Origin of the sequence: Bacillus sp. 205(2023), from assembly GCF_037027485.1 — a bacterium.
Classification (GTDB): Bacteria; Bacillota; Bacilli; order Bacillales; family Bacillaceae; genus Bacillus; species Bacillus halotolerans.
The window spans coordinates 1,324,407-1,349,915 of sequence record NZ_JAXCHF010000001.1 but is presented as its reverse complement, the minus strand read 5'-3'; the positions used below and the strand labels follow the sequence as shown (position 1 = coordinate 1,349,915).

Here is a 25,509-nt window from a genome sequence, read left to right as displayed (position 1 = left end):
TATGCTCAGAAAGGAAGAGGCAGGGTGAAACAATTTGAAGTAACGAACGAAGGAGACATTCAGACAACATTAAGAGGCCTTGAAGTACTCTCTGTTCCTTTTTTGAACAAAGGAGTGGCTTTTACAACAGAGGAAAGAAAAGCGCTCGGATTGAATGGCTTTTTGCCGCCGAAGGTATTGACCATTGATGAACAGGCAAAAAGAGCGTACGAACAGTTTTCCTCACAGCCTGATGATTTAAGTAAAAACGTTTATTTGACAGCGCTGCACGATCGAAATGAAACGCTGTTTTACCGTTTGTTAAATGACCACTTAGGGGAAATGCTCCCGATTGTATACACGCCGACAGTAGGTACGGCCATTCAGAGATACAGCCATGAATACAGGAAGCCGAGAGGGCTCTATCTGTCCATCGATGACCCGGAAGGCATGAGAGAGGCCTTTAAACAGTTTAAAGACAAAAGTGATGCCATCGACTTAATTGTCGCAACCGATGCTGAAGGGATTTTAGGAATCGGAGACTGGGGAGTCGGCGGTATCGCGATATCAATTGGCAAGCTTGCGGTATACACGGCCGCTGCCGGAATTGATCCGAGCAGAGTGCTGGCTGTCGTTTTGGATGCGGGCACAAATCAAGAGAGCCTCTTGAACGATCCGCTTTATGTCGGCAATCAGCATTCCAGAGTGCGCGGTGAACGCTATGACCAATTTATTGATGAATATGTCTCACTTGCGAGAGAGACATTCCCGAATGCATTGCTCCACTGGGAGGATTTCGGAGCGAAAAATGCACGCAGCATCTTGAAACGCTATAAAGATAAAATATGTACGTTTAATGATGATATACAAGGCACAGGCGCTGTTTCACTGGCGGCAGTTTTATCCTGTGCAAAAGCGTCTAAAGTGCCGCTGAGGGATCACAGAGTCGTCATATTCGGAGCGGGGACGGCCGGAATCGGAATTGCTGAACAGCTGCGGGAAGCATTGGTGCGCGAAGGGCTGAGTGAGGAAGAATCATACCAGCGATTCTGGTGCATAGACCGAAACGGGCTGTTAACAGATGATATGGATCAGCTTCTCGATTTCCAAAAGCCTTATGCCCGTTCGGCTGATGAAGTGAAGGATTATCAGCGTAACGGAGAAGGCGGGGGCATTGATCTTCTTGAAGTGGTCCGGCAGGCGAAACCGACGATCCTGATCGGAACATCTACGGTTTCCGGTGCTTTTACTGAAGAAATTGTAAAAGAAATGGCGTCACACGTAAAACGGCCGGCGATTTTGCCGATGTCGAATCCGACGACTCTTTCCGAAGCAAAACCGCAAGATTTAATTGAATGGACGGAAGGCCGTGCGCTTATCACGACAGGAAGCCCGTTCCCGCCAGTGGAATATAACGGCGTGACATATCATATCGGACAGGCCAACAACGCACTAGTCTTCCCAGGACTTGGGCTTGGAACGATTGTCACCAAATCAAAATTAATCACCGATGGCATGTTTGAAGCATGTGCCCGCGCGATCGCAAGTATGGTCAATGTCGGCATGCCTGGCGCGCCGATGCTGCCGAAGGTGGAGGATTTACGGACTGTATCGGCAACGGTTGCAGTTGAAGTCGCTAAAACCGCCATTAAGGAAGGCGTGGCCACTGAAGAGCCTGAGGACATCATTCAGGCTGTGCAGGACGCGATGTGGTATCCGGTATACAAACCAATTCGCGCGATATAATATAAAAAAGAGCCGCTGCATGGGCAGCGGCTCCTATTTTACGCTTGTCCGGTGTTAAGACGCGATTGTATCGATGACATCTACAATTCTCCCCGTTTTCGCATCCACCATCACTTCATATTGCTCTAGTTCTCCGAAAGCTGACCGTGTAACACCGGTCTTGTACACCTGCACGGTTTCTCCATTCACATTGTAGGGCTCCGGCTGGGTGTAGATCCATGATCCATCAATCGGCCCCCGCTGTTTAAAAGCGGATTTTACGATACGAAGCGCTCTTTCTGAAGAAATATAAGGCTTCATCACATATTGCTTCACAACAACAGCCGTACAAATTCCAAGTCCTGCTCCTAAAAGAAGATGACGCAATTTCAAAATAAAGCACCTCCTGATTGATCGTACTTTCATTATACAGAAACCGCCAAATCCTGTTAAGCGATACGCGGCTCATTGAGCAGATTCAATCAGCGTGCTTGGAAAACAGAATTTTTTCTAATAAAATAAAAGAACTACATAGAAATGAGGGGAAAACATGAATCAAGAAACGAAAGCGCTTTTCCAAACACTGACGCAGCTTCCCGGAGCGCCGGGCAATGAGCATCAGGTCCGCGCGTTTATGAAGCAGGAGCTTGCCAAATATGCCGATGATATCGTTCAGGACAGACTGGGAAGTGTTTTCGGAGTCAGAAAAGGCGGAGAGGACGCGCCGAAAATCATGGTGGCTGGACATATGGATGAAGTCGGATTTATGGTGACATCCATTACAGATAACGGATTACTCAGGTTCCAAACGCTCGGGGGCTGGTGGAGCCAGGTGCTGCTGGCGCAAAGAGTGGAAATTCAAACAGATAACGGCCCGGTTCCGGGGGTTATTTCAAGCATACCGCCGCATCTGTTAACAGATGCTCAGCGAAACCGTCCGATGGATATCAAAAACATGATGATTGATATCGGAGCGGATGATAAGGAAGACGCCATCAAAATCGGCATTAAACCGGGCCAGCAAATTGTCCCTGTATGCCCGTTTACCATTATGGCGAATGAAAAGAAAATATTATCAAAAGCGTGGGATAACCGGTATGGCTGCGGATTGAGCATTGAATTGCTGAAGGAATTGCAAGGAAAAGAACTGCCGAATACGCTTTACGCTGGCGCAACCGTTCAGGAAGAAGTCGGCTTAAGAGGCGCGCAGACAGCGTCTCATATGATCAAACCGGATTTGTTCTTCGCGCTTGACGCCAGTCCGGCAAACGACATGAGCGGCGATAAACAGCAGTTTGGGCAGCTTGGAAAGGGCTTTTTGCTCCGCATTCTTGACAGAACGACAGTCATGCACCGCGGAATGAGAGAATTTGTTCTGGATATGGCTGAAACGCATCAGATTCCATATCAATACTTTGTTTCCGGCGGCGGAACAGATGCAGGCAGAGTGCATATTTCAAATAGCGGCGTTCCGTCAGCAGTTATCGGGATCTGCTCCCGCTACATTCATACAAATGCGTCTATTATCCATATTGATGATTACGCTGCGGCTAAAGAAATGCTGATAAAGCTCGTAACTGCCTGTGACAAGCAGACTGTTGAAGCAATTAAAGAAAATATGTAAAACCTTGAGAAAAAGCTTGTTGAGCAGGGCTGTAAGCCATGTCGACAAGCTTTTTTCTTATTTTGTTTCAAATACATAGGAAAGTGCTTTAATGGCTTGGTTCACCGTTTCAACAGTCATATTCGCTTTGTTTGAAAGCTCTTTTAATGGGTGGTGGAGCGATTCAGGACGAATGATGATCAGGGGTTTGCCTTTTGCGATGGCATAGGAAGCATCCATTGCTGTGTTCCATTGTTTATACTTTTCGCCAAACAAGGCGATTACAAAGTCGGCTTTATTCATCAAGACGGCAGTTCTGAAGTTATTGATATCAGAAGCCTTGTCGTCCTTATAGACTGCGTTTGGCTGAGCGCCCATGATTTCTTCTCCGATATTGTCTGAACGGTCGTGATGCTCCATCGGGCCGACAAACGTAATCGGCAGCTTCAGTGACTTCGTTTTCTCCTTTATTTCCTCACGCCAATTGCTGTGGATTTCTCCGGCTAAATAGACGATAAACTCCAAACTGGATCCCTCCTTATGTATGACCATTTGTCAATTTTACCCTCATGTAAAAGATGTTAAACGAAACGTGCTTGATAATGCAAATAAAATATGATAATGATAATGGGAAAGCTTATCTTACATATTCATTCGTTGCATATAAGTGGTTTTGCCGCAAGCAGTTTGGTATGATCCAAATGGACGAGTATCGATAAACTAACATGTAAGAACATAAACAACTGGAGGGATATTTGATGAAAAAAATCGAAACAACGCAAGAGCTGGAAAAAGCGGTAAAGGATGATTGGGCAGTATTTATGTTTTCTGCTGACTGGTGCCCGGACTGCCGTTTTGTAGAGCCTTTTCTTCCGGAATTGGAAGCAGACTTTCCTGAATTCACTTACTACTATGTAGACCGCGACAAATTTATTGATACATGCGCAGAGTGGGAGATTTACGGCATTCCAAGCTTTGTTGTGTTTAATGAAGGAAAAGAAGTGAATCGTTTTGTGAGCAAAGACCGCAAAACAAAAGAAGAAATTGAACAGTTTTTAACTGACTCTCTCGCAAAAGCGTAAAGGAGGATATCCGGTTTGAAAATGACCTCAAGGAAGCTGTCAGACATATTGAAACAGCGCCTTCAGCACGAGAATCGCTCCTTTTTATTTGACAGAGAAAAAGACACCCTCCGTGTTGAGGATGAAACAACTAAAAAAGGAATTACGCTCGACCTGCCGCCGATTATTGCAAAATGGGAACTGAAAAAAGACGAAGCCATTGACGAGATCGTTTACTATGTATCAGAAGCCATGACAGCTATGGAAGGGAAGTCGCAGGAAATAACCGGGAAGGAAAGCCGCATTTATCCGGTCATCCGCTCAACCTCTTTTCCGGACAAGTCCAGCGAAGAGATTCCGCTTATTTATGACGATCATACCGCAGAAACAAGAATTTACTACGCGCTTGATCTGGGCAAAACCTATCGTTTAATTGATCAGCGCATGCTGGAGAAAGAAAACTGGACAAGGGAGCGGATCAGAGAAACGGCTGCGTTTAACCTCCGCTCTCTGCCGACGGTTGTCAAAGAGGATACTGTTGCCGGCAATCTCTTTTACTTCTTCAGAGCAAACGACGGTTACGACGCCAGCCGGATTCTGAACGAAGCGATTTTAAATGAGTATAAACAAAATGCTAAAGGTGAGCTCGCGATCTCTGTTCCGCATCAGGACGTTCTGATAGTTGCTGACATTCGGAATGAATCAGGTTATGATATTTTAGGACAAATGTCGATGAGCTTCTTTGCAGGCGGCACCGTTCCGATTACGGCGCTTTCTTTCCTGTACAATGAAGGAAAGCTGGAGCCGGTGTTTATCTTGGCAAAAAGCCGTCCGAAAAAGGATTAGAAAGGATTTTTTACTTATGAACGCTTTTTATAATAAAGAAGGTGTGGGAGATACACTTCTAATCTCTCTAAAAGACGTAACGCGCGAGCAAGTAGGCTATGAAAAACACGGCGACGTCGTCAAAATTTTCAATAGCGAAACAAATGAAACGACGGGTTTTAACATCTTTAACGCGTCTTCATACTTAACCATTGATGAAAACGGCCCTGTTGCCCTTTCAGAAACATTCGTTCAAGATGTGAATGAAATGCTAAACAGAAACGGCATTGAAGAAACATTAGTCGTTGATTTATCGCCAAAGTTTGTTGTCGGATATGTTGAATCAAAAGAAAAACATCCAAATGCGGATAAATTAAGCGTATGTAAAGTCAACGTAGGAGATGAAACGCTTCAGATCGTTTGCGGCGCGCCTAATGTTGATCAAGGTCAAAAAGTTGTCGTTGCCAAAGTCGGCGCTGTGATGCCGAGCGGACTCGTCATTAAGGATGCTGAGCTTCGGGGCGTACCGTCGAGCGGAATGATCTGCTCCGCAAAAGAGCTTGCATTGCCTGACGCTCCGGCTGAAAAAGGAATCCTTGTATTAGAAGGAGACCATGAGGCTGGGGACGCATTTCAGTTTTAGACTCCCATAAACGCGCCGAAAAAATCGAATCATGTAAAAAAAGCCGCTAAGCCCTTGTTTAGCGGCTTTGTTTTGCTGAAAGCTTAATCTTTTCTGGGCCGACAAGCAGTGGTATACTAAAAATCGTCCCAGAAAACTATAAGGGAGTTAGAGATGACTTATGAGTTGGCTTCATAAATTTTTTGATTTGTTTTTAGGAGAGAGTGAAGAGGACGCTGAACGGGAGACAAAACCTGCTCAAATTCCGAAACAGCCAGAATCGCATCACTCCGAAGGACAATTAAAACGATTGGAAGATCCTAAAATATATTACGAATATCCTAAAGGCAAGTTCCGTTTTCCGGTTGTGCCTGACGGATACCAAAAAAATGATTTGAGAAGGCGCCGCCCGCCATCGGAGGAACCGCAAGCGGAGCCTCGTTCGAGCGCTGCTCAGCACAGAGACCGCACAAATAATGAAAAAGAGCATCATACATATGAAAAATCAGAGCCGGCCAAGAAACCTTTTAAACCGACAAATATACCTTCGCCTGTATATGGATTTAATCAAAAACCATCTGTGAAAAAGGACGTGCCGAAACAATCTGCGGAAAGAAAAGGTGTGCAAAACAAGCCGGTAGAAGAGAAGGTCACGCTGCTTTCAGAAGAAATCGAACGCGAACGCAGCTATCCAATGCCGGACCGGCCGCCGCAGCAACAGAAGAAGGAGCCTCTCTTTTCATATGACCGATTCGAAGAACAGCCTTCTGGCGTCCTAAAAAGTACGAATGAAACAATGGCAAAGTACTCAGCAGAGGAGCTGTCAGACAAAAAAGTAAACGCTGGAGACGAAATGGCTCCAAAAGCTGCTGAGATGCGGTCAGAAGAAACAGAACAAATGAAGCAGCAGGAAGAATCTTTCTTGCGCGAAGAAAAATCTTGGGAAGAGACTGTGACAGGTGCCGGAATGGAAGCAGAAAAGCTGTCAGGTAACGAAGGATATGCCCGCGAAGAAGCTGTTCCAGAAACTGCTGACACCGCCTCAACTCAAGCAGAACAAACGGAAAACCAAGAGCATTTCTTACCCGATGAGCGATATGGGGAAGAGGCTGTGACAGGTGCTGAAACTGAGGCAGAAGAGCCGTCAGCCAACGAAGAAAACGTTCGTGAAAAAGCAGTTCCAGAAACTGCCGACACCATGTCAGCCCCAGCAGAACAAATGGAAATCCATGAGCATGAGCAGCCTTTCTTGCATAATGAAAGATACGAGGAAGAGACTGTGGCAGATGCCGGGCAAGAAGCAGAGGAACTGTCAGACAGCCATACAGCTGCTCACGAAGAAATCATTCCGGAAGCTGCAGCAGCTCAAGTGATAGAGGAAAACAGCCAGCCTGAAGCATCCGCGGCCCAGATAAATGACTATCCAGTACCGGAACATAGCACAGAAGAGGATTCTCAATCCTATTCTGCGGCGGATGAAAGCCGGGAGGAAGAAATTTCTGCGGGTGAAAGACGCACGGCCCCAGTAGAACAGCAGAACAGAACCGAGAAGTCGAGTAACAATCCTGAACGAAGTCCAGCACTTCAGAAGGGACCGTCTGTTCCTTTTAATGTTATGATGCTGAAAAGCGATGCGCATAAACAGCAAAAAGCAGGGGAGCGCCGCGGAAGCTATGTGTTCCCAAATGTCTCACTGCTTGATGTGCCGCCAGCACAAGTTCAGGACGATACTGCGTGGATAGAAAACCAGCGTCAGCTGCTTGATTTAACTTTGAAAAACTTTAACGTTCGGGCCAATGTGGTTCATGTAACGCAAGGGCCGTCAGTCACAAGATTTGAAGTACACCCTGAACCGGGTGTAAAGGTGAATAAAATCACCAACCTGTCTGATGACATTAAACTCAGCCTGTCCGCCAGAGATATTCGAATAGAAGCGCCGATTCCGGGGAAAAACACGATCGGAATTGAAGTGCCGAACCGCACGAGCAAGGTGGTTGATTTGCGCCAAATGATTCGCAGCTCTGCTTTCAGGACGAGCACGTCACCGCTTACGGCAGCACTTGGATTGGATATTTCGGGGAATCCTGTTGTCATTGATCTGAAGAAAATGCCGCACGGTCTTATTGCCGGAGCTACAGGATCGGGAAAAAGCGTGTGCATCAATACGATTTTAGTGAGTCTGCTTTATAAAGCTGATCCGAGTGAAGTGAAGGTGCTGCTGATTGATCCGAAAATGGTAGAGCTTGCGCCTTACAACAAAATTCCTCATCTCGTCAGCCCTGTCATTACCGACGCCAAAGCGGCCACTGCTGCTTTAAAATGGGTCGTTGAGGAAATGGAGCGCCGCTATGAACTGTTTGCCCATTCCGGTGTTCGCGATATTGACCGTTTTAATCAATTAACCTCTGATCATCAAACGGGCGAAAAATTGCCGTATTTAGTTGTGGTCATTGACGAGCTTGCGGATTTGATGATGGTAGCTCCAAATGATGTAGAAGAAAGCATTGCCCGGATTGCTCAAAAAGCAAGAGCCTGCGGAATCCATTTGCTTGTCGCGACTCAGCGTCCGTCAGTCGATGTCATTACCGGTCTGATTAAAGCGAATATCCCGACGAGAATTGCGTTTTCTGTCTCCAGCCAGGTTGATTCCCGAACAATCATTGACATGGCAGGTGCGGAAAAACTTCTCGGCAAAGGAGACATGCTCTTTTTGGAGAACGGTTCTGGAAAACCGGTCCGTCTCCAAGGCAACTTTGTATCGGACCGGGAAATTGACCGTGTTGTTTCCCATGTCAGAAACCAGCTGCCGCCAGCTTATTTATTCGAACAGGAAGAATTGGTCAGACAAGGCTCTGCCTTAAAGGAAGAGGATGAGCTGTTTTATGAGGCGTGCGAATTTGTTGTTGAGCAAAACAGTGCAAGCACGTCAAGCCTGCAAAGAAGATTCAGAATCGGATATAATCGGGCTGCAAGGCTGATTGATATGATGGAAGCGGAAGGTATGATCTCTGAGGCGAAAGGAAGCAAGCCTCGAGAGGTGCTGATCACTGCAAGTGATTTAATAAACGAATAATATAGGTTCATTTTCACAGCAAACATGGTATGATAATGGATAGAGCATTTAACAGCTATGCCGCTTTACAGCAAATGGGCATAGAAATCGTGATATTCAGGTTTAATCGGAAAGCAATAACCGGATACTGAACATAACAAAAAATATAAGGATACGCCGTCAGGCGGCTTTTCAGCCGCCGCGGTCGCAAATTGAAATGAACGTCATATACTGGGGAACAGATAGACGTTTGTTGGAGGTACAATTATGACTGTTTATCATTTTGTTGGAATAAAAGGGACGGGTATGAGTCCGCTTGCACAAATACTTCATGATAATGGATATACTGTCCAAGGATCGGATATCGAAAAATTCATTTTTACACAAACGGCGCTTGAAAAAAGAAACATCACTGTTCTTCCTTTTAGCGCGGATAACATCAAACCCGGCATGACAGTTATCGCTGGAAACGCATTCCCAGACACGCACCCTGAGATTGAAAAAGCGATGTCTGACGGAATTCCGGTGATTCGTTATCATAAGTTTTTAGGTGACTACATGAAAAAATTCACCAGTGTCGCGGTTACTGGTGCGCACGGTAAAACGTCGACTACGGGGCTGCTGGCTCACGTTATCCAAAACGCAAAACCGACGTCTTTCTTAATCGGGGACGGAACAGGCCAAGGAAATGAAAACAGCGAATACTTCGTATTTGAAGCGTGCGAATACCGCCGCCATTTCTTAAGCTATCAGCCTGACTACGCGATTATGACGAATATTGATTTTGATCACCCTGATTACTTCTCAAATATTGACGATGTGTTTGACGCTTTTCAGGAAATGGCTCTTCAAGTTAACAAAGGCATTATTGCCTGCGGTGATGATGAGTATCTGCCGAAAATCCATGCGAACGTGCCTGTCGTTTATTACGGCACAGGAGAAGAAAATGATTTTCAAGCGAGAAATATCGTAAAAAGCACAGAAGGGACAACTTTCGATGTCTTTGTCCGCAATACATTCTATGACACATTTTATATTCCTGCGTACGGCCATCATAATGTATTGAACTCATTGGCGGTCATCGCGTTGTGCCATTATGAAGAAATTGACGCCAGCGTTATTAAACATGGCCTCAAATCATTCGGCGGCGTCAAACGCAGATTCAATGAGAAACAGCTCGGAAACCAAGTGTTAATTGATGATTACGCTCATCATCCGACAGAAATAAAAGTGACGATTGAGGCGGCAAGACAGAAATATCCTGATCGTGAAATCGTTGCGGTATTCCAGCCACATACATTTACGCGGACACAGCAATTCCTTGATGAATTTGCTGAAAGCCTGAGCGGGGCAGACTGTGTGTATTTATGCGACATCTTCGGGTCAGCCCGGGAAAACGCAGGAAAGCTGACGATCGGCGACCTGCAGGGAAAAATTCATAATGCCAAGCTGATTGCAGAAGATGATACATCTGTTTTAAAAGCCCATGATAAAGCCGTTCTCATCTTTATGGGAGCAGGAGATATCCAAAAATATATGAGAGCCTACGAAAACGTCATGGCATAATAAAAAGCAGTGATTTCACTGCTTTTTATTTATCTGAAGAGAAATCCTCTTAAAGGATTTTTCAAATGTAATGGAGAATAATATGTATACAGCCCAACAGATATGTTTATGATTTTACAAATCGGGTAAACAGCAGTATATCCTGCAGCAAGGAGGTTTAAGATGATTATCATTCTTTATTTAAGCGTTGCACTAATCGCAGTAGCATTTCTCGTCTTAGTGATCTATTTGTCTAAAACACTAAAGTCACTGCAGCTGACATTAAAACATGTTGCATCCACGCTCGAAGGGCTGGAGGGACAAATGAAAGGCATTACCACTGAAACTGCCGAGCTTTTACATAAGACCAACCGCTTGGCTGAAGATATTCAGGAAAAATCAGAAAAGCTGAACACGGTCGTTCATGCTGTTCAAGGGGTGGGAACCTCTGTGCAGCAGTTCAATACATCAATGAAGCAGGCGGCAGGGTCTGTATCGGCATCAGTGAGAGAAAACCAAGATAAAATCAATCAGGTTGTCACCTGGAGCCAAGCAGCAATGGAAATTTGGGAGAAGTGGAAGCGAAAGAAATCAGCTCTTTAAGAGAGAAAAACACTTTGAGGAGGAATAATGATGAGCAAAGATGGAATTAATAGTAAAGATTTTTTAATCGGTACTTTAATCGGAGGAATCATCGGAGCCACCACTGCGCTTTTCCTAGCACCTAAATCTGGGAAAGAACTACGCGACGATCTCGGAAATCAAGCTGTTGCTCTGCGGGATAAAACAGATAAAATGACGGCAGATGCAAAAGAAAAAGGCACACAATATGTCAGCATTGCAAAAGACAAAACATCTAACATCACACAGCTTGTCGCCGATCAGTCAGGACAGATCATGAACAAGGTCAAAGATTTAAGAGACCGTTCAAAATCTGCAAATACCGAGTCATCATCTGCTATGCAAGATATGAAAAACGAAGCAATGCAGGCGGCTGACGAAGCAAAAGATCAAGTCCTCCAAACGAAAGAAGACGTAAAAGACGAGCTGAAAGATGCACAAAAACAGGCCGAGCACATCAACCGCTGAGCCCGGAAGGAGCAGACTTGACTAATGGCAAAACAGCTAATTCAATCTGAGGAAGAGTTTAAGCGTATTGCAGAAAAGGAAGACACTTTCTTGTTTTTTAAGCACAGCTTAACATGCCCGATCAGCCAAGCCGCATTTCAAGAATTTAATGCCTTTGCAAATCAGCATGAAGAAGTGCCGGCTTACTATCTGCAAGTACAAGAGGCACGGCCCCTGTCAAATTTCATCGCAGAAACATACGGAGTCAAGCACGAAAGCCCTCAAGTTTTCGTGATCCAAAACGGTGAAGTAAAGTGGCATACCTCACATTCACAAATTACAGAAGCGGCGATTGAGCAGCATCTGTCCTAGAAAAAAGCGTCCAGATATGATCTGGCGCTTTTTTTTTGAAAAAAACTATTGATCATTTTCTTCACATCATGTACGATAGCATCATACATTACTTTATCACTTAAAAGCGTTTGGGTAATAAAGTAGACTTTTTTAAAAATTTTGTATTTCAGTATTTCCATTTGGTTTTACTTATAGTAAGATGCATGTTAACTACAAAATAAAAAATGAATGTGCAGGGAAAGGATGAAAAAAATGAGCAACACAGAATTAGAGCTTCTAAGGCAGCAGGCAGACGAATTAAACTTGCAAATTTTAAAATTAATCAACCAGCGCGGAAATGTTGTGAAAGAGATCGGTAAAGCGAAAGAAGCGCAAGGTGTCAATCGCTTTGATCCTGTCAGAGAACGCACAATGTTAAATAAAATCATTGAAAACAATGACGGACCATTCGAAAATTCTACTATCCAGCACATTTTTAAAGAAATCTTTAAAGCAGGTTTAGAGCTTCAGGAGGAAGATCACAGCAAAGCGCTTCTTGTTTCCCGTAAGAAAAAACCTGAAGATACAATCGTTGATATCAAAGGTGAAAAAGTCGGAGACGGCCAGCAAAGATTTATCGTCGGACCATGTGCGGTTGAGAGCTATGAGCAGGTGGCGGAAGTGGCTGCGGCTGCTAAAAAACAAGGGATTAAAATTCTCCGCGGAGGAGCCTTTAAGCCTCGTACGAGCCCATACGATTTCCAAGGCCTCGGTGTAGAAGGACTCCAAATCTTAAAACGTGTAGCGGATGAATTTGATCTGGCTGTTATCAGCGAAATCGTAACGCCGGCTCATATTGAAGAAGCGCTTGACTACATTGATGTAATTCAGATCGGTGCGCGTAATATGCAGAACTTTGAATTGCTGAAAGCTGCAGGTTCCGTGAAAAAGCCTGTGCTTCTGAAACGCGGACTTGCTGCAACGATCTCGGAATTCATCAATGCAGCTGAATACATTATGGCACAAGGCAATGATCAAATTATCCTTTGTGAGCGCGGTATCAGAACATACGAAACAGCAACGAGAAACACGCTCGATATTTCAGCTGTGCCAATTCTGAAACAGGAAACGCATTTGCCGGTCTTTGTTGATGTGACGCATTCAACAGGCCGCCGAGACCTCCTTCTTCCGACAGCTAAAGCCGCTTTAGCGATCGGTGCTGACGGCGTAATGGCAGAGGTTCATCCTGATCCATCAGTCGCACTTTCTGACTCTGCTCAGCAAATGGCGATCCCTGAATTCGAAAAATGGCTGAATGAACTGAAACCAATGGTGAAAGTCAACGCCTAATGGAATGAGATCAATACAAAAGGCCGCATATGCGGCCTTTTTTTGCGCTTTCTCGTTTATTTAATTATAAAACTCAAGTATACGTTTTCATCATCTATAAAAACGTGTATAATTTCATGAGAAGTATTTAAATTTGATGAATAATGAAAAATAATGTAGACTACTGACTTACGCTTACAAATCATAAACGACATAAATTCGGACATTATGACATTTCTCTACATAAAGTGTTTATGCTATAGATAAGGATAAGTGTATCCAGTAAAAGGAGTGGTTTTAGGATGAGCAATATTACGATCTACGACGTAGCGAGAGAAGCTAATGTAAGCATGGCAACCGTTTCCCGTGTCGTGAATGGAAACCCGAATGTAAAACCGACAACGAGAAAAAAAGTCTTGGAAGCCATTGACCGTCTCGGCTACCGTCCAAACGCGGTGGCAAGAGGGCTTGCAAGCAAAAAAACAACAACTGTAGGTGTCATCATTCCTGATATCTCAAGCATTTTCTATTCAGAGCTTGCGCGCGGAATTGAAGATATCGCGACAATGTATAAATATAACATCATTTTGAGCAACTCTGACCAAAACTTGGAGAAAGAGCTGCACTTATTAAACACAATGCTCGGCAAACAGGTCGACGGCATCGTATTTATGGGCGGAAACATTACGGACGAGCATGTAGCGGAATTTAAGCGTTCGCCAGTGCCGATCGTGCTTGCCGCTTCTGTTGAAGAGCAAGGTGAAACACCATCAGTCGCAATTGATTACGAGCAGGCGATTTATGATGCGGTGAAGCTTTTGGTTGATAAGGGGCACACTGATATCGCGTTTGTTTCCGGCCCGATGACAGAACCGATCAACCGCTCAAAGAAACTGCAAGGCTACAAACGGGCGCTTGAAGAGGCGAATCTTCCGTTTAATGAACAATTTGTCGCTGAAGGTGATTATACGTATGATTCCGGACTAGAGGCGCTTCAGCACCTCATGAGCCTGGATAAAAAACCGACAGCGATTCTTTCAGCAACTGATGAAATGGCGCTCGGCATTATTCATGCCGCACAGGATCAAGGCCTTTCCATTCCTGAAGATCTCGACATTATCGGCTTTGATAATACGAGATTAAGCTTGATGGTTCGACCGCAGCTTTCAACAGTAGTTCAGCCGACGTATGATATTGGCGCGGTTGCCATGAGACTGCTGACAAAGCTCATGAATAAAGAGCCGGTGGAAGAGCATATTGTCGAATTGCCGCATCGTATAGAGTTAAGACAGTCAACCAAGTCATAAGAAAAACAAGAAAGCAAGCTTCACCTCTAAGGTGGATTCTTGCTTTTTTCGTATGAGTGAGGAGAAATGATGAAACGTTTTGATTATCTTACACCTGTTGGTTTTGTGTTAGGAACGATTATGATTGTGATTGGAATTATTTCCGGATCGGGAGTAAGCGGTTTCCGCTCTTTTCTTGATCTGACTTCTTTCTTTATCGTAACAGGAGGGCTTTGTGCCGCTGTTTTTATCAGTTTTCCGCCGAGAGAGCTGAAAAAAACGCCCACTGTGTTAAAGCAGGCATTTATCCGCCAGGAAGACAATGTAAAAGATCTTGTAAAAACCTTCGTTTCCCTTTCCGATCATGCGCGAAAACATGGGCTTTTATCACTGGATGACCAGGCTAGAGAAATCAGAGATCCATTCTTGAAAAAGGGGCTGCTTCTGGCGGTTGACGGCTGGGATGAAGAAACGATTCGGCTTGTCATGGATTCAGAAATTGCAGCAATGGAGGAACGGCACCGCAAAGGCCGGCGTGTTTTGGAGAAGGCGGGGGAATTTGCTCCGGCATGGGGCATGATCGGGACACTGGTCGGGCTGGTGCTGATGCTCAAAAACTTAAATGACCCTGATATGCTCGGTCCGAATATGGCTGTTGCACTTTTGACGACCTTATACGGATCATTGCTGGCAAACATGGTATTTAACCCGATTGCGGCTAAGCTCGAAGAAAAAACAGAAAGCGAAATCTTCATCAAACAGGTGATGGTGGAAGGTATCATCGGGATACAATCCGGAAAAAATCCGCGCAATCTGGAAAGCCAGCTCGTCGTTTTCAGTTCTCGGGAAGAATGGCGGAAGCAGCATAATCAAGTAAAGACAAAAAAGGGATCTGTACATGAAGCTTAGAAGAGACCGATTTGAACGAAGGAATGGAAACGGGAAAAACAATCAATCATCCTCGGGCTGGATGGTAACCTTTACAGATCTGGTTACGCTGATCCTTGTGTTCTTTATTTTACTTTTTTCAATGTCGCAGATTGATCTGCAGAAATTTAAAGCAGCGGTGAACTCGATCCAAAAGGAAGGCAGCGGGCTTCAGCCAGACCAGACAGCCATCGATCAAAAAGACACGCCGTCAGCCGATGTAAAGAAGCAAGAGAATCAGCAGGATCAACTGCTGCAAAAAGTGAATACATACATTCAAGAGCACCAGCTGAAGGCGAAAATGACAGCAAAGCGGGATGAACGCGGTGTCGTGCTCGTTCTTCAGGAAGCGGTGCTGTTTGATTCAGGCGAGGCTAAAGTGTTGGAAAATGCCGAAACGCTTCTTCACCAAATTTCAGTTCTTCTTCAGACTATTCCAAATGATATTCAGGTGGAGGGCCATACAGACAGCCGAAATATTTCAACGTACAGGTATCCGTCTAACTGGGAGCTATCCGCAGCACGGGCAAGCGGAGTCATTCAATATTTCACATCAAAAGAGAAACTCCCGTCGAAGCGATTTATCGCTGTTGGCTATGCGGATACAAAGCCTGTAAAGGATAACAAAACAAATGAACACATGAAGGAAAACAGACGTGTAGAAATCGTCATCAAAAAATCAAAAACGACCTCTTCGTGAAGGTCGTTTTTTTATTTTGTTTTTTCCTGACGCTCTGATCGTATCGCATATAACGCTTTACTGACGGTTTGGGCATTTTTTTCTGTAATTTCTGGCTTGCGTGGAATCGGCGGATATAAATCGGCGGGATCGCTCCAAGTGGACGGAAGGGTGACTGGGCATTGCTTTTGCCATTTTGCGATCCATTCAGATGGGATGTCATGTCCCGGATCGATCCCTTTCATTTCAAGCCATACTCGGGCCCAGGCACGGGGCACCACACGCCAAATATCATATCCGCCTCCTCCGACGGCGATCCATCTTCCGCCGCAATATTGATGCGCTAAAGCATGAGCGAGCCGCGGAATCTGTTCGTAAATGGCAATCGTTGCTGACAAATGCGTCAGCGGATCGTAGTAATGGGCATCAGCTCCATTTTGGCTGATTATCACATCCGGCTGAAAATAAGCGGCGATTTCTGAAGCTGCTGTCTGGTAAGCCTCAATAAATGAATCATCCTCTGTAAAAGCATCAAGCGGGATATTAAAGGAATATCCGTAGCCTTTTCCGCTGCCTTTTTCCTGAATCTGACCGGTTCCGGGGAATAAATACCGTCCCGTTTCATGAATGGACAGGGTGCATACGTTGGGATTATCATAAAACGCAAATTGCACACCGTCTCCGTGATGGGCGTCCGTATCAATATACAGCACCTTGGCTTGATATTTTTTCTGAATATATTGAATCGCTACAGCGCTGTCGTTGTATATACAAAATCCAGAAGCCCTTCCGCGAAACCCGTGGTGCAGGCCTCCCCCAAGGTTTGCAGCATGCAGTGCTTGTCCAGACATGACATAATCCGCAGCTGTTAAGGTTCCGCCGACTAATAGTGAGGCCGCTTCATGCATGCCTGCAAAGACGGGTGTATCTTCAGTGCCGAGCCCGTAGCTTTCCCCTTCTTCGGGTGGAAGTTTTCCGGCGCCGGCAAGCTGTACTGCCTGAATATAATCGTCCGTATGCACAAGAGCCAGCTCATCTTCCGCCGCAAGCCGCGGACTGACGATATCCCCCTCGTCAAAGGCATCCATCGATTTGAGCAAATCATATGTCAGCAGAACACGCTGCTGATTAAAGGGGTGCTCCTGATGAAACATATAAGTCTGATAAGAGGGAGAATAAATAAACACACTGTCCCTCATAGCTGATCCCTGTGCTCTGACGGCCATACGATGAGATGCCCGTTTTTTTGCAATTCCTGCAAAAACGGCAGCGGATTCATCGTCTTGACACGGAATACAAGCACTTTTGCGCCGGAATCGTCATGGGGATAGACAAGAACGCTCAGTATTTTCACCTGAAGTCTTTGGCAGAGGCCGCTGATATCGGCGAGGCTTTTTGTGATGTCATTTACTTTTATCTCAACCTGCGATCCGGGCTGGTCAGCGCCTGTCAGCTTCACAAAAGTCCGCAGCAAATCGGTTTTTGTCAGAATGCCGATTAACTTTTGATGCTGCACGACTGGAAGGCAGCCGATGCCATGCTCGTAGAAAACTGCTGATATTTCTTCAACAAAATCAAGCGGATGGGCGCACACGACGTCTTTTTTCATAATGGATTCAACGCTTCGTGTGAGAAAACGGCTGCGTTTGCTTTCTTCAAAAATACTGGGGCTGGCCTGTTTCATATCTCTGTCTGTAATCATTCCAATCACATGACGGTCTTCATTAATAACAGGCAAATGCCTGATATGAAATTCCTTCAGCTTGTGTATTGCCGTTTCAAGCGTATCCGTTTTCGTTAATGTGATGACATCCTTTTTCATGATTTGCTCAACAATCATTATCTTTTCCCCTTTGTCAGTGTCAGTTAATACATATAACGATGATAAAAACGGAGCCTGTCAAATCGTTCAATTGATTCCTGGCTGACGTTTTTTCCGATGCGCGCCATCAGGCAGTTCGCAGGATGAGAGCTGATCTCTGGCTCATCGGTGGCAAACCAGACCAATCCGCCTGCGTTCATCATTTTCTCCATGATCTTTCTGTACTCCCACACATCCTTTTTCATCCCTTTTAAATCCCAATGCCAGTAATATTCTGTCGTCATCACAATGTAGTTCTCCATTTGTTCGTCCATCATGCTGACGGTCAGAAGTGTTTTTCCGACAGAACATCCCCGGTATTCCGGTGCCACCTCAATAGCTCCGAGCTCAAGCAAATCCTCCATATTTCCTTCTGACCATCTTTCGAGCGGGTCAGGGTATAGATACGTCACATAGCCGACAATGGCCTGGCCGTCTCTGGCAATGATAATGCGTCCCTCAGGAAGGCCTGCAATATCGACTAATGCTTCATGCTGTTCCCGGGGCGGCCGAAATGCGGTCAAATCCTTATGAAACTCATAACCTGCCAAGTCTTCTGGAGAGACAGGCCCTTCTATCAGTAAGGAGCCGGTTGCTGTTTTGATGTTTGCAGAGTGATATGTTTTATGATGTTCCACTGATTCACCGTCCCATCAATTTCTATAAAAAATACATGCCTCCTTTAAGAATAACAAATTATAAAGCGTTTTCAACATGGTTTATATTTTAAAAATTGAGAAGAATATGAATATATACTATAATAAATGTGACAACTTCAGCAAAGGGGGATGTTTGGACATGAATTTGAAAGCGTTACCAGCTATAGAGGGGGATCATAACCTAGAAAACTACGAAGAAACGTATCGGCAATTTGATTGGTCCGAAGCGGAGAAACATTTCTCTTGGCATAAGACAGGGAAATTGAACGCGGCTTATGAAACGATAGACCGCCACGCCGAATCTTTTCGGAAAAACAAAGTAGCGCTTTATTATAAGGACGCAAAACGGGATGAAAAATACACATTTAAAGAAATGAAAGAAGAAACAAACAGAGCCGGGAATGTGCTGAGACGGTATGGAAATGTGGAAAAAGGGGACCGTGTTTTTATTTTTATGCCGAGATCACCCGAGCTTTATTTTATTATGCTAGGCGCTATCAAAATCGGCGCAATCGCCGGGCCGTTATTTGAAGCGTTTATGGAGGGGGCTGTTAAGGACCGGCTTCAAAACAGCGAGGCAAAGGTTGTTGTCACGACGCCTGAGCTTTTGGAAAGGATTCCGGTTGACAAGCTGCCTGGCTTACAGCATATATTCATAGTCGGCGGCCAGGCTGAAAAGAGCGGAACAAACATCATTCATTATGATGAAGTGGCTAAGCATGAGAGCACAAGACTGGACATTGAATGGATGGACAGGAAAGACGGCTATTTGCTTCACTATACATCAGGATCTACGGGTACGCCAAAGGGTGTGCTTCATGTCCATGAGGCGATGGTTCAGCAGTATCAGACAGGAAAATGGGTCCTTGATTTAAAGGAAGAGGACATTTACTGGTGCACGGCCGACCCAGGCTGGGTGACTGGAACGGTGTACGGGATTTTTGCGCCGTGGCTGAACGGAGCGACAAATGTGATTGTCGGCGGACGATTCAGCCCGGAAAGCTGGTATGGAACGATTGAGCAGCTTGGCGTAAACGTCTGGTACAGCGCGCCGACTGCCTTTCGAATGCTGATGGGAGCCGGAGATGAGATGGCTGCCAAATATGATCTGACTTCACTCCGCCATGTGCTGAGTGTCGGTGAACCTTTAAACCCGGAAGTGATCAGATGGGGGCATAAAGTTTTTAATAAACGGATTCATGATACATGGTGGATGACAGAGACGGGCGGCCAGCTGATTTGCAACTATCCTTGCATGGATATTAAACCAGGCTCGATGGGAAAACCGATTCCCGGTGTAGAAGCAGCAATCGTTGACAATCAGGGGAACGAGCTTCCGCCGTATCGAATGGGGAACCTCGCCATTAAAAAGGGCTGGCCTTCTATGATGCACACGATTTGGAACAACCCTGAAAAATACGAATCTTATTTTATGCCTGGCGGATGGTATGTGTCGGGTGATTCTGCCTACATGGATGATGAAGGGTATTTTTGGTTCCAAGGCAGAGTGGACGATGTTATCATGACCTCCGGTGAGCGTGTCGGGCCATTTGAAGTGGAAAGCAAGCTTGTCGAACATCCGGCAATTGCGGAGGCGGGGGTCATTGGAAAACCTGATCCCGTGCGCGGCGAAATCATCAAAGCCTTTATCGCTCTCAGAGAAGGGTTTGAGCCGTCTGATAAACTGAAGGAAGAAATCCGCCAATTTGTCAAACAAGGTCTTGCAGCCCATGCGGCTCCGCGTGAAATTGAATTTAAGGATAAGCTTCCAAAAACACGGAGCGGTAAGATCATGAGACGTGTGCTGAAGGCGTGGGAGCTGAATCTTCCGGCCGGAGACCTGTCAACGATGGAGGATTAAAAGGCGCCGTTGACACGGGATTTTATTTATGTTAAAAATGATATAGCTTCATATGAAAAGGTAAAGATTGAGACAAGTAGAATATCCTTACGTTCCAGAGAGCTGATGGCCGGTGAAAATCAGCACAGACGGATATGTCGAATACACTCATGAACCGCTTTTGCAAACAAAGCCGCTCAGGCTTTCAGTAGTGAAAGAACGGACCTGATCCGTTATCAGGCAAAGTGATAAGAGCGAAAAGCTGTATGTATGCTCTTATTAGTAGGGTGGTACCGCGATAATCAATCGTCCCTTCGTTTACACGAAGGGGCGTTTTTATTTTATTAAAAAAGGAGCTTTATCTCATGACAAACTTACTTGAAGACTTATCCTTCCGCGGATTGATTCAGCAAATGACGGATGAAGAAGGACTGAATAAACAGCTGAACGAAGAAAAAATCCGCCTGTACTCAGGCTTTGATCCGACAGCAGACAGCTTGCATATCGGGCACCTGCTGCCCATTTTAACACTCCGCCGTTTTCAGCTTGCGGGGCACCATCCGATTGCGCTTGTGGGCGGCGCGACGGGTTTAATAGGCGATCCGAGCGGAAAAAAAGCTGAGCGTACGTTAAACACGGCTGATATCGTTGTCGAATGGTCGCAAAAAATCAAAAATCAGCTTTCAAGATTTCTTGATTTTGAATCAGCAGAAAACCCGGCTGTTATGGCAAACAACTACGACTGGATCGGAAACCTGAATGTGATCGACTTCCTTCGTGACGTCGGCAAAAACTTCGGCATCAATTACATGCTGGCAAAAGATACAGTCAGCTCCAGAATCGAATCCGGCATCTCTTACACAGAATTCAGTTACATGATTCTTCAATCTTATGATTTCTTAAACCTGTACAGAGAGAAAAACTGTAAGCTGCAAATCGGCGGAAGCGATCAATGGGGCAACATTACAGCTGGCCTTGAGCTGATCAGAAAATCTGAAGAAGAAGGAGCAAAAGCATTCGGTCTTACCATTCCGCTTGTAACGAAAGCGGACGGCACAAAATTCGGAAAAACCGAAGGCGGCGCAATTTGGCTTGATAAAGAAAAAACGTCACCATATGAGTTCTATCAATTCTGGATCAATACAGACGACCGTGATGTAGTGAAATATTTAAAATACTTCACGTTCCTTTCAAAGGAAGAAATCGAAGAATATGCTGAAAAAACTGAAACAGCACCTGAAAAGCGTGAAGCGCAAAAACGCCTGGCAGAAGAAGTGACAGCGCTCGTTCACGGACGCGAGGCACTGGAGCAAGCGATTAATATTTCCCAAGCATTGTTCAGCGGCAATATTAAAGAGCTTTCTGCCCAAGACGTAAAAATCGGTTTTAAAGATGTGCCTTCTCTAGAAAAAGACAGCGCTGAAGAACTGTCACTCGTAGATGTGCTGGTTGAATCGAAACTGTCACCGTCTAAACGCCAAGCCCGTGAAGATATTAAAAACGGGGCTGTTTACATTAACGGTGAACGCCAGACAGAAATTGACTATATCTTATCTGCTGAAGACCGCATTGAAGATCAATTTACTGTTCTGCGCCGCGGGAAGAAAAAATACTTCCTTGTCACATATAAATAAGAAAAAAACATCCTTTGCTTAATTGGCAAAGGATGTTTTTGGTTTAGCGCATAGGAATTTGAGGGAAAGAGTATATTAGATAGGGCAAACACGACCATTCACCACCTTTTCAATAGGAGGGAGAGCTCACCGTGAATCTCATGTGTACGATCGCCAAAGAAAGATTGCAGCGGGATTATTGGGAGCAGCAGGCCAGAGAAAGTGTTGTCCAGCAGGAAACGGTAGAAGAATCAGACGAAAAAAAACCCCCGACCGCATAGCGGCAGGGGGTTTTTTAAACGATTAACGAGAGTAGAACTCAACGATAAGCGCTTCGTTAATTTCCGGAGCAAGTTCAGAACGCTCTGGAAGACGAGTGAATGTACCTTCAAGCTTTTCAGCGTCGAAAGTAAGGTATTCAGGAACGAAGTTGTTTACTTCAACAGATTCTTTGATGATAGAAAGGTTTCTTGATTTTTCGCGAACACCGATTGTTTGACCAGCTTTTACTTGGTAAGACGGGATGTCAACGCGGCTTCCGTCTACAGTAATGTGGCCATGGTTAACCAATTGGCGAGCTTGACGGCGAGTACGCGCTAAACCTAGCTTGTACACAACGTTATCAAGACGAGAATCTAAAAGAATCATGAAGTTTTCGCCGTGTTTACCAGTCATTTTTGCAGCTTTGTCAAACAATGTACGGAATTGACGTTCGTTTACACCGTACATGTGACGAAGCTTTTGCTTTTCTTGCAATTGCAAACCGTATTCTGATAATTTTTTACGTTGTCCTGGGCCGTGTGGACCTGGAGCGTAAGGGCGTTTTTCTAATTCTTTTCCTGTTCCGCTAAGAGAGATTCCTAGACGGCGGGACAGTTTCCAAGATGGACCTGTATAGCGAGCCATAATGTGACTCCTCCTTTGGTTTTATTTTTGTGGAAAATAAAAACCGTCTGTTCTATTCGACCATGTACATTTTGTTTTCATGTATCCTCGCTCCAGCAGCAGAGAGTTACACGATACACCTTACTGATAAGGAACAAAATGAAAACATAGAAGCTGAACAAAAAGGCTGCAATATTTCACACAAAGGTCATTATATAATTTATTTGTTTTGAAGTCAATCATTCATCCATTATCGCTTTGCTGTTTATGATATAATAAACAAAAATTAGTGGTAAACTTTTTAGGTGATAAAACATGATAGAACAAACAAAAGATCAATTACCCGCCTTTCGTTATCATATGCTCGATTTTTTATTAACCAAATCTGTAAAGGTCTCATTCACCGACTCTCTTTTATGGCTGACATCGGCTATTCAAACATATTTTCCATCACTTTGTGTATCCCTTTTACCGTCTCCATCTGATCACATGGCACAAATGGCAGAGGATGAAGTGCATTTTTCTGCATCGAAAATAAATGCCTCATTTTATGTTATCGAGGATCATGTCTCCGGCAGGAGCTTTCATTTAACATGCAGGCAGGACGGAGTGTTTCCGGAAGAGCTTCCGGATTTGATTTCTTCTTTTTTGAATCAGTCAATGAAACAGGAAAGACTTTATATCAAAACAATCTATCAAAAAAAGATATACAAGATGACAGAACTGTTCCATTCGCTGCTCGACCAGACGGAAGTGTTGAAGAAGCTTCTTGAAAGCTTACACACCACGTTTCCCCTGTTTCAATTTTCTCTGTTTATTTCTCATGATCAGGACCAATGTATAGGTGTTCCTGCAAAGGAACTGTATATGGAAGGGGAAGATGCCGATTCCTTTGCGCTTAAAGTCTATCTATCCGGGAACATTTTGCGGAAAAATGAAACGGTCGCTTACATTCCAATTAAAGGGCAGCAGGGAACGTACGGCGTTCTGATGGCAGGTGGGGCGGGAGACAGTCCTCTTACCGACGTGTACCTTGATGAAATGTCACTGATAGCAAATGCGGCGGGAAAGGCGTTTGAAAATGCCCAGCTCTATGAACAATCCAAAACAAGTATTGCAAACTTGGAATTAATTAATGAAACATCGCGCCGTCTCAACCAGCGGCTGACGCTGACGGATACGATGAACGATCTTGCTGTGAGAATGGCTGAATCATTTCATGCTGAAGAAGTGGGTTTTTTCCATATTGACCATTTTGAACATCAGACACTGCTTCCCGGGAGCACAGCATTTTTTAAAGAAACGAAGTCGTCTGATATATATAATGAAATAAAAGAAAAACTGTACGAAGGAGAGAATGGCGTTTTTATCGGAAATGGACAGTCTGTGTTTGGAAAAGCCGGATACGGTTCACTTATGGCTGTTCCGATGATGGAGAATGACCAGCTCCTGGGATTTGCCGTTTTGCTGAAAAAGGAAATGTACGCTTTTACATTTGAAATGTACAAGCTGTTCCAAGCGCTGATTCATCACGCAACACTGGCTGTGACCAATTCGATGCTTCGCGACCGCCTTGAGCATCTTGTGAAAACGGATCAGCTGACAGAGCTGTATTCAAGAGTTTATTTAGATGAAAAAATCCAATACAGCATGAAAATTCATCAAAAAGGCGTTTTTATTCTTGTTGATATTGATAATTTTAAAAATGTAAATGATACGTACGGACATCAGACAGGGGACGAGATTTTAATACAGGTCGCTTCCGTTATCAAAAGCAATATCCGAAAGCATGATGTCGGCGCCCGCTGGGGTGGCGAGGAGCTGGCGGTTTACCTTCCGAATGTGACGGTTGCTGTCGGGAAACGGATTACCGAAAGGCTTGTTTGTGCTGTGAGAAAAAGCACGAAGCCTGAGGTGACGATTTCATGCGGAATCTCCTGCTGGGACTCAGAATCGAAAAAATCCTTGAAGGAGCTTGTTCACGAGGCCGACGAAGCGCTTTACACCGCGAAACGCAGCGGGAAAAACCGTTTGATGATTCACGAGTCGATAAAATGAAAAAAGCCCAAAACGCTACATGTTTTGGGCTTTTGTTGTATGCTCTACACTAAAGCTTTTTCAAGGATTTCTGCAAATTGTGTAAGATACTTTTCATCGATCTCATCAAATCGGTTTTTGACAGGGCTGTCAATGTCCAAAACGCCGACTAGGTTTCCGTCTACATGAATCGGAAGCACAATTTCTGATTGAGATGCTGCATCACAGGCGATATGTCCCGGAAATGCGTTTACATCCGCAACTCTCTCTACTTTTCCGTTTGCATATGCTGTTCCGCAAACGCCTTTGCCGAAAGGAATACGAACACATGCCGGCAGACCTTGAAACGGTCCTAACACAAGCTGTCCTTCCCCTTCTTTAGCAAAATAGAAACCGGCCCAGTTGACCTCAGGCAATGAATGATAAAGCAGTGCTGACGCATTTGCGTAGTTTGCAATTTGATCTGTTTCGTCTTCTGTTATGGCTTCGAGCTGTTTGAGCAGAAGCTGATAGTCTTTTTCTTTATCTCCAGATTGTTGTTCGACATGAAACATGGAAAACCCTCACTTTTTCTATAATA

At 44.8% G+C, this 25,509-nt stretch carries 26 protein-coding genes and 1 other annotated feature; of the genes, 19 read left to right on the top strand and 7 right to left on the bottom strand.

Going from position 1 to position 25,509, the window contains the following annotated elements; genetic code table 11:
* Positions 1 to 24: 24 nt before the first annotated feature.
* Positions 25 to 1,725: an NAD-dependent malic enzyme gene (locus WA325_RS06860; RefSeq protein WP_336183360.1), complete on the top strand. Its 1,701-nt coding sequence runs from the start codon at positions 25 to 27 to the stop codon at positions 1,723 to 1,725.
* Between the two features lie 54 nt (positions 1,726 to 1,779).
* On the opposite strand, the gene WA325_RS06855 is transcribed toward WA325_RS06860, so the two are convergent.
* On the bottom strand, positions 1,780 to 2,097 hold the full coding sequence (locus WA325_RS06855) for a PepSY domain-containing protein (protein ID WP_010331516.1): 318 nt from the start codon (positions 2,095 to 2,097) through the stop codon (positions 1,780 to 1,782).
* Between the two features lie 157 nt (positions 2,098 to 2,254).
* Here WA325_RS06855 and WA325_RS06850 point away from each other — a divergent pair, with 157 nt between their 5' ends.
* Positions 2,255 to 3,328, top strand: coding sequence for a M42 family metallopeptidase (locus WA325_RS06850; RefSeq protein WP_024122524.1), 1,074 nt, complete (start codon positions 2,255 to 2,257; stop codon positions 3,326 to 3,328).
* 57 nt (positions 3,329 to 3,385) lie between these two features.
* On the opposite strand, the gene WA325_RS06845 is transcribed toward WA325_RS06850, so the two are convergent.
* Positions 3,386 to 3,832, bottom strand: coding sequence for a YtoQ family protein (locus tag WA325_RS06845; protein WP_024122523.1), 447 nt, complete (start codon positions 3,830 to 3,832; stop codon positions 3,386 to 3,388).
* Positions 3,833 to 3,909: 77 nt separating this feature from the next.
* Here WA325_RS06845 and WA325_RS06840 point away from each other — a divergent pair, with 77 nt between their 5' ends.
* The 13 genes from WA325_RS06840 to motS all read left to right on the top strand — a co-directional run bounded on the left by WA325_RS06840 (position 3,910) and on the right by motS (position 16,055).
* Positions 3,910 to 4,026 (top strand): hypothetical protein, encoded by a 117-nt coding sequence (locus WA325_RS06840; RefSeq protein ID WP_125825412.1) that lies wholly within the window; start codon positions 3,910 to 3,912, stop codon positions 4,024 to 4,026.
* 39 nt (positions 4,027 to 4,065) lie between these two features.
* The gene (locus WA325_RS06835; RefSeq protein ID WP_010331513.1) at positions 4,066 to 4,389 is read left to right on the top strand and encodes a thioredoxin family protein; all 324 of its coding nucleotides are present in this window, start codon (positions 4,066 to 4,068) and stop codon (positions 4,387 to 4,389) included.
* Between the two features lie 15 nt (positions 4,390 to 4,404).
* A complete protein-coding gene (locus WA325_RS06830) occupies positions 4,405 to 5,214 on the top strand; it encodes a DUF1444 domain-containing protein (RefSeq protein WP_105953380.1) in 810 nt (269 codons plus the stop codon).
* A gap of 16 nt (positions 5,215 to 5,230) precedes the next feature.
* Positions 5,231 to 5,836, top strand: coding sequence for a YtpR family tRNA-binding protein (gene ytpR, locus WA325_RS06825; protein ID WP_151174445.1), 606 nt, complete (start codon positions 5,231 to 5,233; stop codon positions 5,834 to 5,836).
* Positions 5,837 to 5,996: 160 nt separating this feature from the next.
* Entirely contained in the window at positions 5,997 to 8,888 is a 2,892-nt protein-coding gene (locus WA325_RS06820) for a DNA translocase FtsK (protein WP_336183359.1), read from the top strand.
* 246 nt (positions 8,889 to 9,134) lie between these two features.
* Positions 9,135 to 10,433 (top strand): UDP-N-acetylmuramate--L-alanine ligase, encoded by a 1,299-nt coding sequence (gene murC, locus WA325_RS06815; RefSeq protein ID WP_059352187.1) that lies wholly within the window; start codon positions 9,135 to 9,137, stop codon positions 10,431 to 10,433.
* A 162-nt stretch (positions 10,434 to 10,595) separates the two neighbouring features.
* Complete coding sequence (locus WA325_RS06810; protein WP_024122518.1) at positions 10,596 to 11,015, top strand: DUF948 domain-containing protein; 420 nt, start codon at positions 10,596 to 10,598, stop codon at positions 11,013 to 11,015.
* A 30-nt stretch (positions 11,016 to 11,045) separates the two neighbouring features.
* The gene (locus WA325_RS06805) at positions 11,046 to 11,501 is read left to right on the top strand and encodes a YtxH domain-containing protein (RefSeq protein ID WP_044153829.1); all 456 of its coding nucleotides are present in this window, start codon (positions 11,046 to 11,048) and stop codon (positions 11,499 to 11,501) included.
* A 24-nt stretch (positions 11,502 to 11,525) separates the two neighbouring features.
* Positions 11,526 to 11,852, top strand: a complete 327-nt coding sequence (ytxJ, locus tag WA325_RS06800) for a bacillithiol system redox-active protein YtxJ (protein WP_105953383.1) — start codon at positions 11,526 to 11,528, stop codon at positions 11,850 to 11,852.
* Positions 11,853 to 12,086: 234 nt separating this feature from the next.
* Positions 12,087 to 13,163, top strand: coding sequence for a bifunctional 3-deoxy-7-phosphoheptulonate synthase/chorismate mutase (locus tag WA325_RS06795; protein ID WP_024122514.1), 1,077 nt, complete (start codon positions 12,087 to 12,089; stop codon positions 13,161 to 13,163).
* Between the two features lie 281 nt (positions 13,164 to 13,444).
* Positions 13,445 to 14,449, top strand: a complete 1,005-nt coding sequence (ccpA, locus tag WA325_RS06790) for a catabolite control protein A (protein ID WP_024122513.1) — start codon at positions 13,445 to 13,447, stop codon at positions 14,447 to 14,449.
* Positions 14,450 to 14,518: 69 nt separating this feature from the next.
* Positions 14,519 to 15,337 carry a flagellar motor protein MotP gene (gene motP / locus WA325_RS06785; protein ID WP_105953384.1) on the top strand — a complete coding sequence of 273 codons (819 nt, stop codon included), beginning with the start codon at positions 14,519 to 14,521 and terminating at the stop codon, positions 15,335 to 15,337.
* Positions 15,327 to 16,055: a flagellar motor protein MotS gene (gene motS / locus WA325_RS06780; protein WP_336183358.1), complete on the top strand. Its 729-nt coding sequence runs from the start codon at positions 15,327 to 15,329 to the stop codon at positions 16,053 to 16,055. The genes motP and motS overlap by 11 nt, the downstream gene beginning before the upstream one ends.
* An 11-nt stretch (positions 16,056 to 16,066) precedes the next feature.
* On the opposite strand, the gene WA325_RS06775 is transcribed toward motS, so the two are convergent.
* From WA325_RS06775 to acuA, 3 genes are read right to left on the bottom strand one after another with little or no spacing between them, the layout of a single operon-like run.
* Positions 16,067 to 17,233, bottom strand: coding sequence for an acetoin utilization protein AcuC (locus WA325_RS06775; protein WP_336183357.1), 1,167 nt, complete (start codon positions 17,231 to 17,233; stop codon positions 16,067 to 16,069).
* Complete coding sequence (locus WA325_RS06770; RefSeq protein WP_227598057.1) at positions 17,230 to 17,874, bottom strand: acetoin utilization AcuB family protein; 645 nt, start codon at positions 17,872 to 17,874, stop codon at positions 17,230 to 17,232. Before WA325_RS06770 ends, WA325_RS06775 begins: the two co-directional genes overlap by 4 nt.
* Positions 17,875 to 17,900: 26 nt before the next feature.
* Entirely contained in the window at positions 17,901 to 18,533 is a 633-nt protein-coding gene (acuA, locus tag WA325_RS06765; protein WP_069487059.1) for an acetoin utilization protein acetyltransferase AcuA, read from the bottom strand.
* A gap of 160 nt (positions 18,534 to 18,693) precedes the next feature.
* Between acuA and acsA the strand changes: the two genes are divergently transcribed.
* The 3 genes from acsA to sr7p all read left to right on the top strand — a co-directional run bounded on the left by acsA (position 18,694) and on the right by sr7p (position 22,288).
* Positions 18,694 to 20,415 (top strand): acetate--CoA ligase, encoded by a 1,722-nt coding sequence (gene acsA / locus WA325_RS06760; RefSeq protein WP_336183356.1) that lies wholly within the window; start codon positions 18,694 to 18,696, stop codon positions 20,413 to 20,415.
* A gap of 54 nt (positions 20,416 to 20,469) precedes the next feature.
* Positions 20,470 to 20,711: a binding site (T-box leader), on the top strand.
* A 48-nt stretch (positions 20,712 to 20,759) separates the two neighbouring features.
* Positions 20,760 to 22,028, top strand: coding sequence for a tyrosine--tRNA ligase (tyrS, locus tag WA325_RS06755; protein ID WP_069487060.1), 1,269 nt, complete (start codon positions 20,760 to 20,762; stop codon positions 22,026 to 22,028).
* A gap of 131 nt (positions 22,029 to 22,159) precedes the next feature.
* Positions 22,160 to 22,288, top strand: a complete 129-nt coding sequence (sr7p, locus tag WA325_RS06750; protein ID WP_258182092.1) for a small protein SR7P — start codon at positions 22,160 to 22,162, stop codon at positions 22,286 to 22,288.
* 22 nt (positions 22,289 to 22,310) lie between these two features.
* Here the strand turns inward: sr7p and rpsD are convergent, their stop codons facing one another.
* A complete protein-coding gene (gene rpsD, locus WA325_RS06745) occupies positions 22,311 to 22,913 on the bottom strand; it encodes a 30S ribosomal protein S4 (RefSeq protein WP_024122504.1) in 603 nt (200 codons plus the stop codon).
* Positions 22,914 to 23,207: 294 nt separating this feature from the next.
* Here rpsD and WA325_RS06740 point away from each other — a divergent pair, with 294 nt between their 5' ends.
* Complete coding sequence (locus WA325_RS06740; RefSeq protein ID WP_024122503.1) at positions 23,208 to 24,950, top strand: diguanylate cyclase domain-containing protein; 1,743 nt, start codon at positions 23,208 to 23,210, stop codon at positions 24,948 to 24,950.
* A gap of 44 nt (positions 24,951 to 24,994) precedes the next feature.
* Here the strand turns inward: WA325_RS06740 and WA325_RS06735 are convergent, their stop codons facing one another.
* The gene (locus tag WA325_RS06735) at positions 24,995 to 25,483 is read right to left on the bottom strand and encodes a GAF domain-containing protein (RefSeq protein ID WP_101860116.1); all 489 of its coding nucleotides are present in this window, start codon (positions 25,481 to 25,483) and stop codon (positions 24,995 to 24,997) included.
* Positions 25,484 to 25,509 lie beyond the last annotated feature (26 nt).

Bases quoted from the DNA above. Each gene is read 5' to 3' on its own strand.
- WA325_RS06840 (WP_125825412.1), top strand. From the start codon at position 3,910: ATGCAAATAAAATATGATAATGATAATGGGAAAGCTTATCTTACATAT.
- ytxJ (WP_105953383.1), top strand. From the start codon at position 11,526: ATGGCAAAACAGCTAATTCAATCTGAGGAAGAGTTTAAGCGTATTGCA.
- WA325_RS06770 (WP_227598057.1), bottom strand. From the start codon at position 17,874: ATGATTGTTGAGCAAATCATGAAAAAGGATGTCATCACATTAACGAAA.
- WA325_RS06805 (WP_044153829.1), top strand. From the start codon at position 11,046: ATGAGCAAAGATGGAATTAATAGTAAAGATTTTTTAATCGGTACTTTA.
- WA325_RS06820 (WP_336183359.1), top strand. From the start codon at position 5,997: ATGAGTTGGCTTCATAAATTTTTTGATTTGTTTTTAGGAGAGAGTGAA.
- ytpR (WP_151174445.1), top strand. From the start codon at position 5,231: ATGAACGCTTTTTATAATAAAGAAGGTGTGGGAGATACACTTCTAATC.
- WA325_RS06810 (WP_024122518.1), top strand. From the start codon at position 10,596: ATGATTATCATTCTTTATTTAAGCGTTGCACTAATCGCAGTAGCATTT.
- WA325_RS06850 (WP_024122524.1), top strand. From the start codon at position 2,255: ATGAATCAAGAAACGAAAGCGCTTTTCCAAACACTGACGCAGCTTCCC.
- tyrS (WP_069487060.1), top strand. From the start codon at position 20,760: ATGACAAACTTACTTGAAGACTTATCCTTCCGCGGATTGATTCAGCAA.
- rpsD (WP_024122504.1), bottom strand. From the start codon at position 22,913: ATGGCTCGCTATACAGGTCCATCTTGGAAACTGTCCCGCCGTCTAGGA.
- WA325_RS06740 (WP_024122503.1), top strand. From the start codon at position 23,208: ATGATAGAACAAACAAAAGATCAATTACCCGCCTTTCGTTATCATATG.
- acsA (WP_336183356.1), top strand. From the start codon at position 18,694: ATGAATTTGAAAGCGTTACCAGCTATAGAGGGGGATCATAACCTAGAA.
- motP (WP_105953384.1), top strand. From the start codon at position 14,519: ATGAAACGTTTTGATTATCTTACACCTGTTGGTTTTGTGTTAGGAACG.
- WA325_RS06775 (WP_336183357.1), bottom strand. From the start codon at position 17,233: ATGAGGGACAGTGTGTTTATTTATTCTCCCTCTTATCAGACTTATATG.
- murC (WP_059352187.1), top strand. From the start codon at position 9,135: ATGACTGTTTATCATTTTGTTGGAATAAAAGGGACGGGTATGAGTCCG.
- ccpA (WP_024122513.1), top strand. From the start codon at position 13,445: ATGAGCAATATTACGATCTACGACGTAGCGAGAGAAGCTAATGTAAGC.
- WA325_RS06835 (WP_010331513.1), top strand. From the start codon at position 4,066: ATGAAAAAAATCGAAACAACGCAAGAGCTGGAAAAAGCGGTAAAGGAT.
- WA325_RS06795 (WP_024122514.1), top strand. From the start codon at position 12,087: ATGAGCAACACAGAATTAGAGCTTCTAAGGCAGCAGGCAGACGAATTA.
- WA325_RS06735 (WP_101860116.1), bottom strand. From the start codon at position 25,483: ATGTTTCATGTCGAACAACAATCTGGAGATAAAGAAAAAGACTATCAG.
- motS (WP_336183358.1), top strand. From the start codon at position 15,327: ATGAAGCTTAGAAGAGACCGATTTGAACGAAGGAATGGAAACGGGAAA.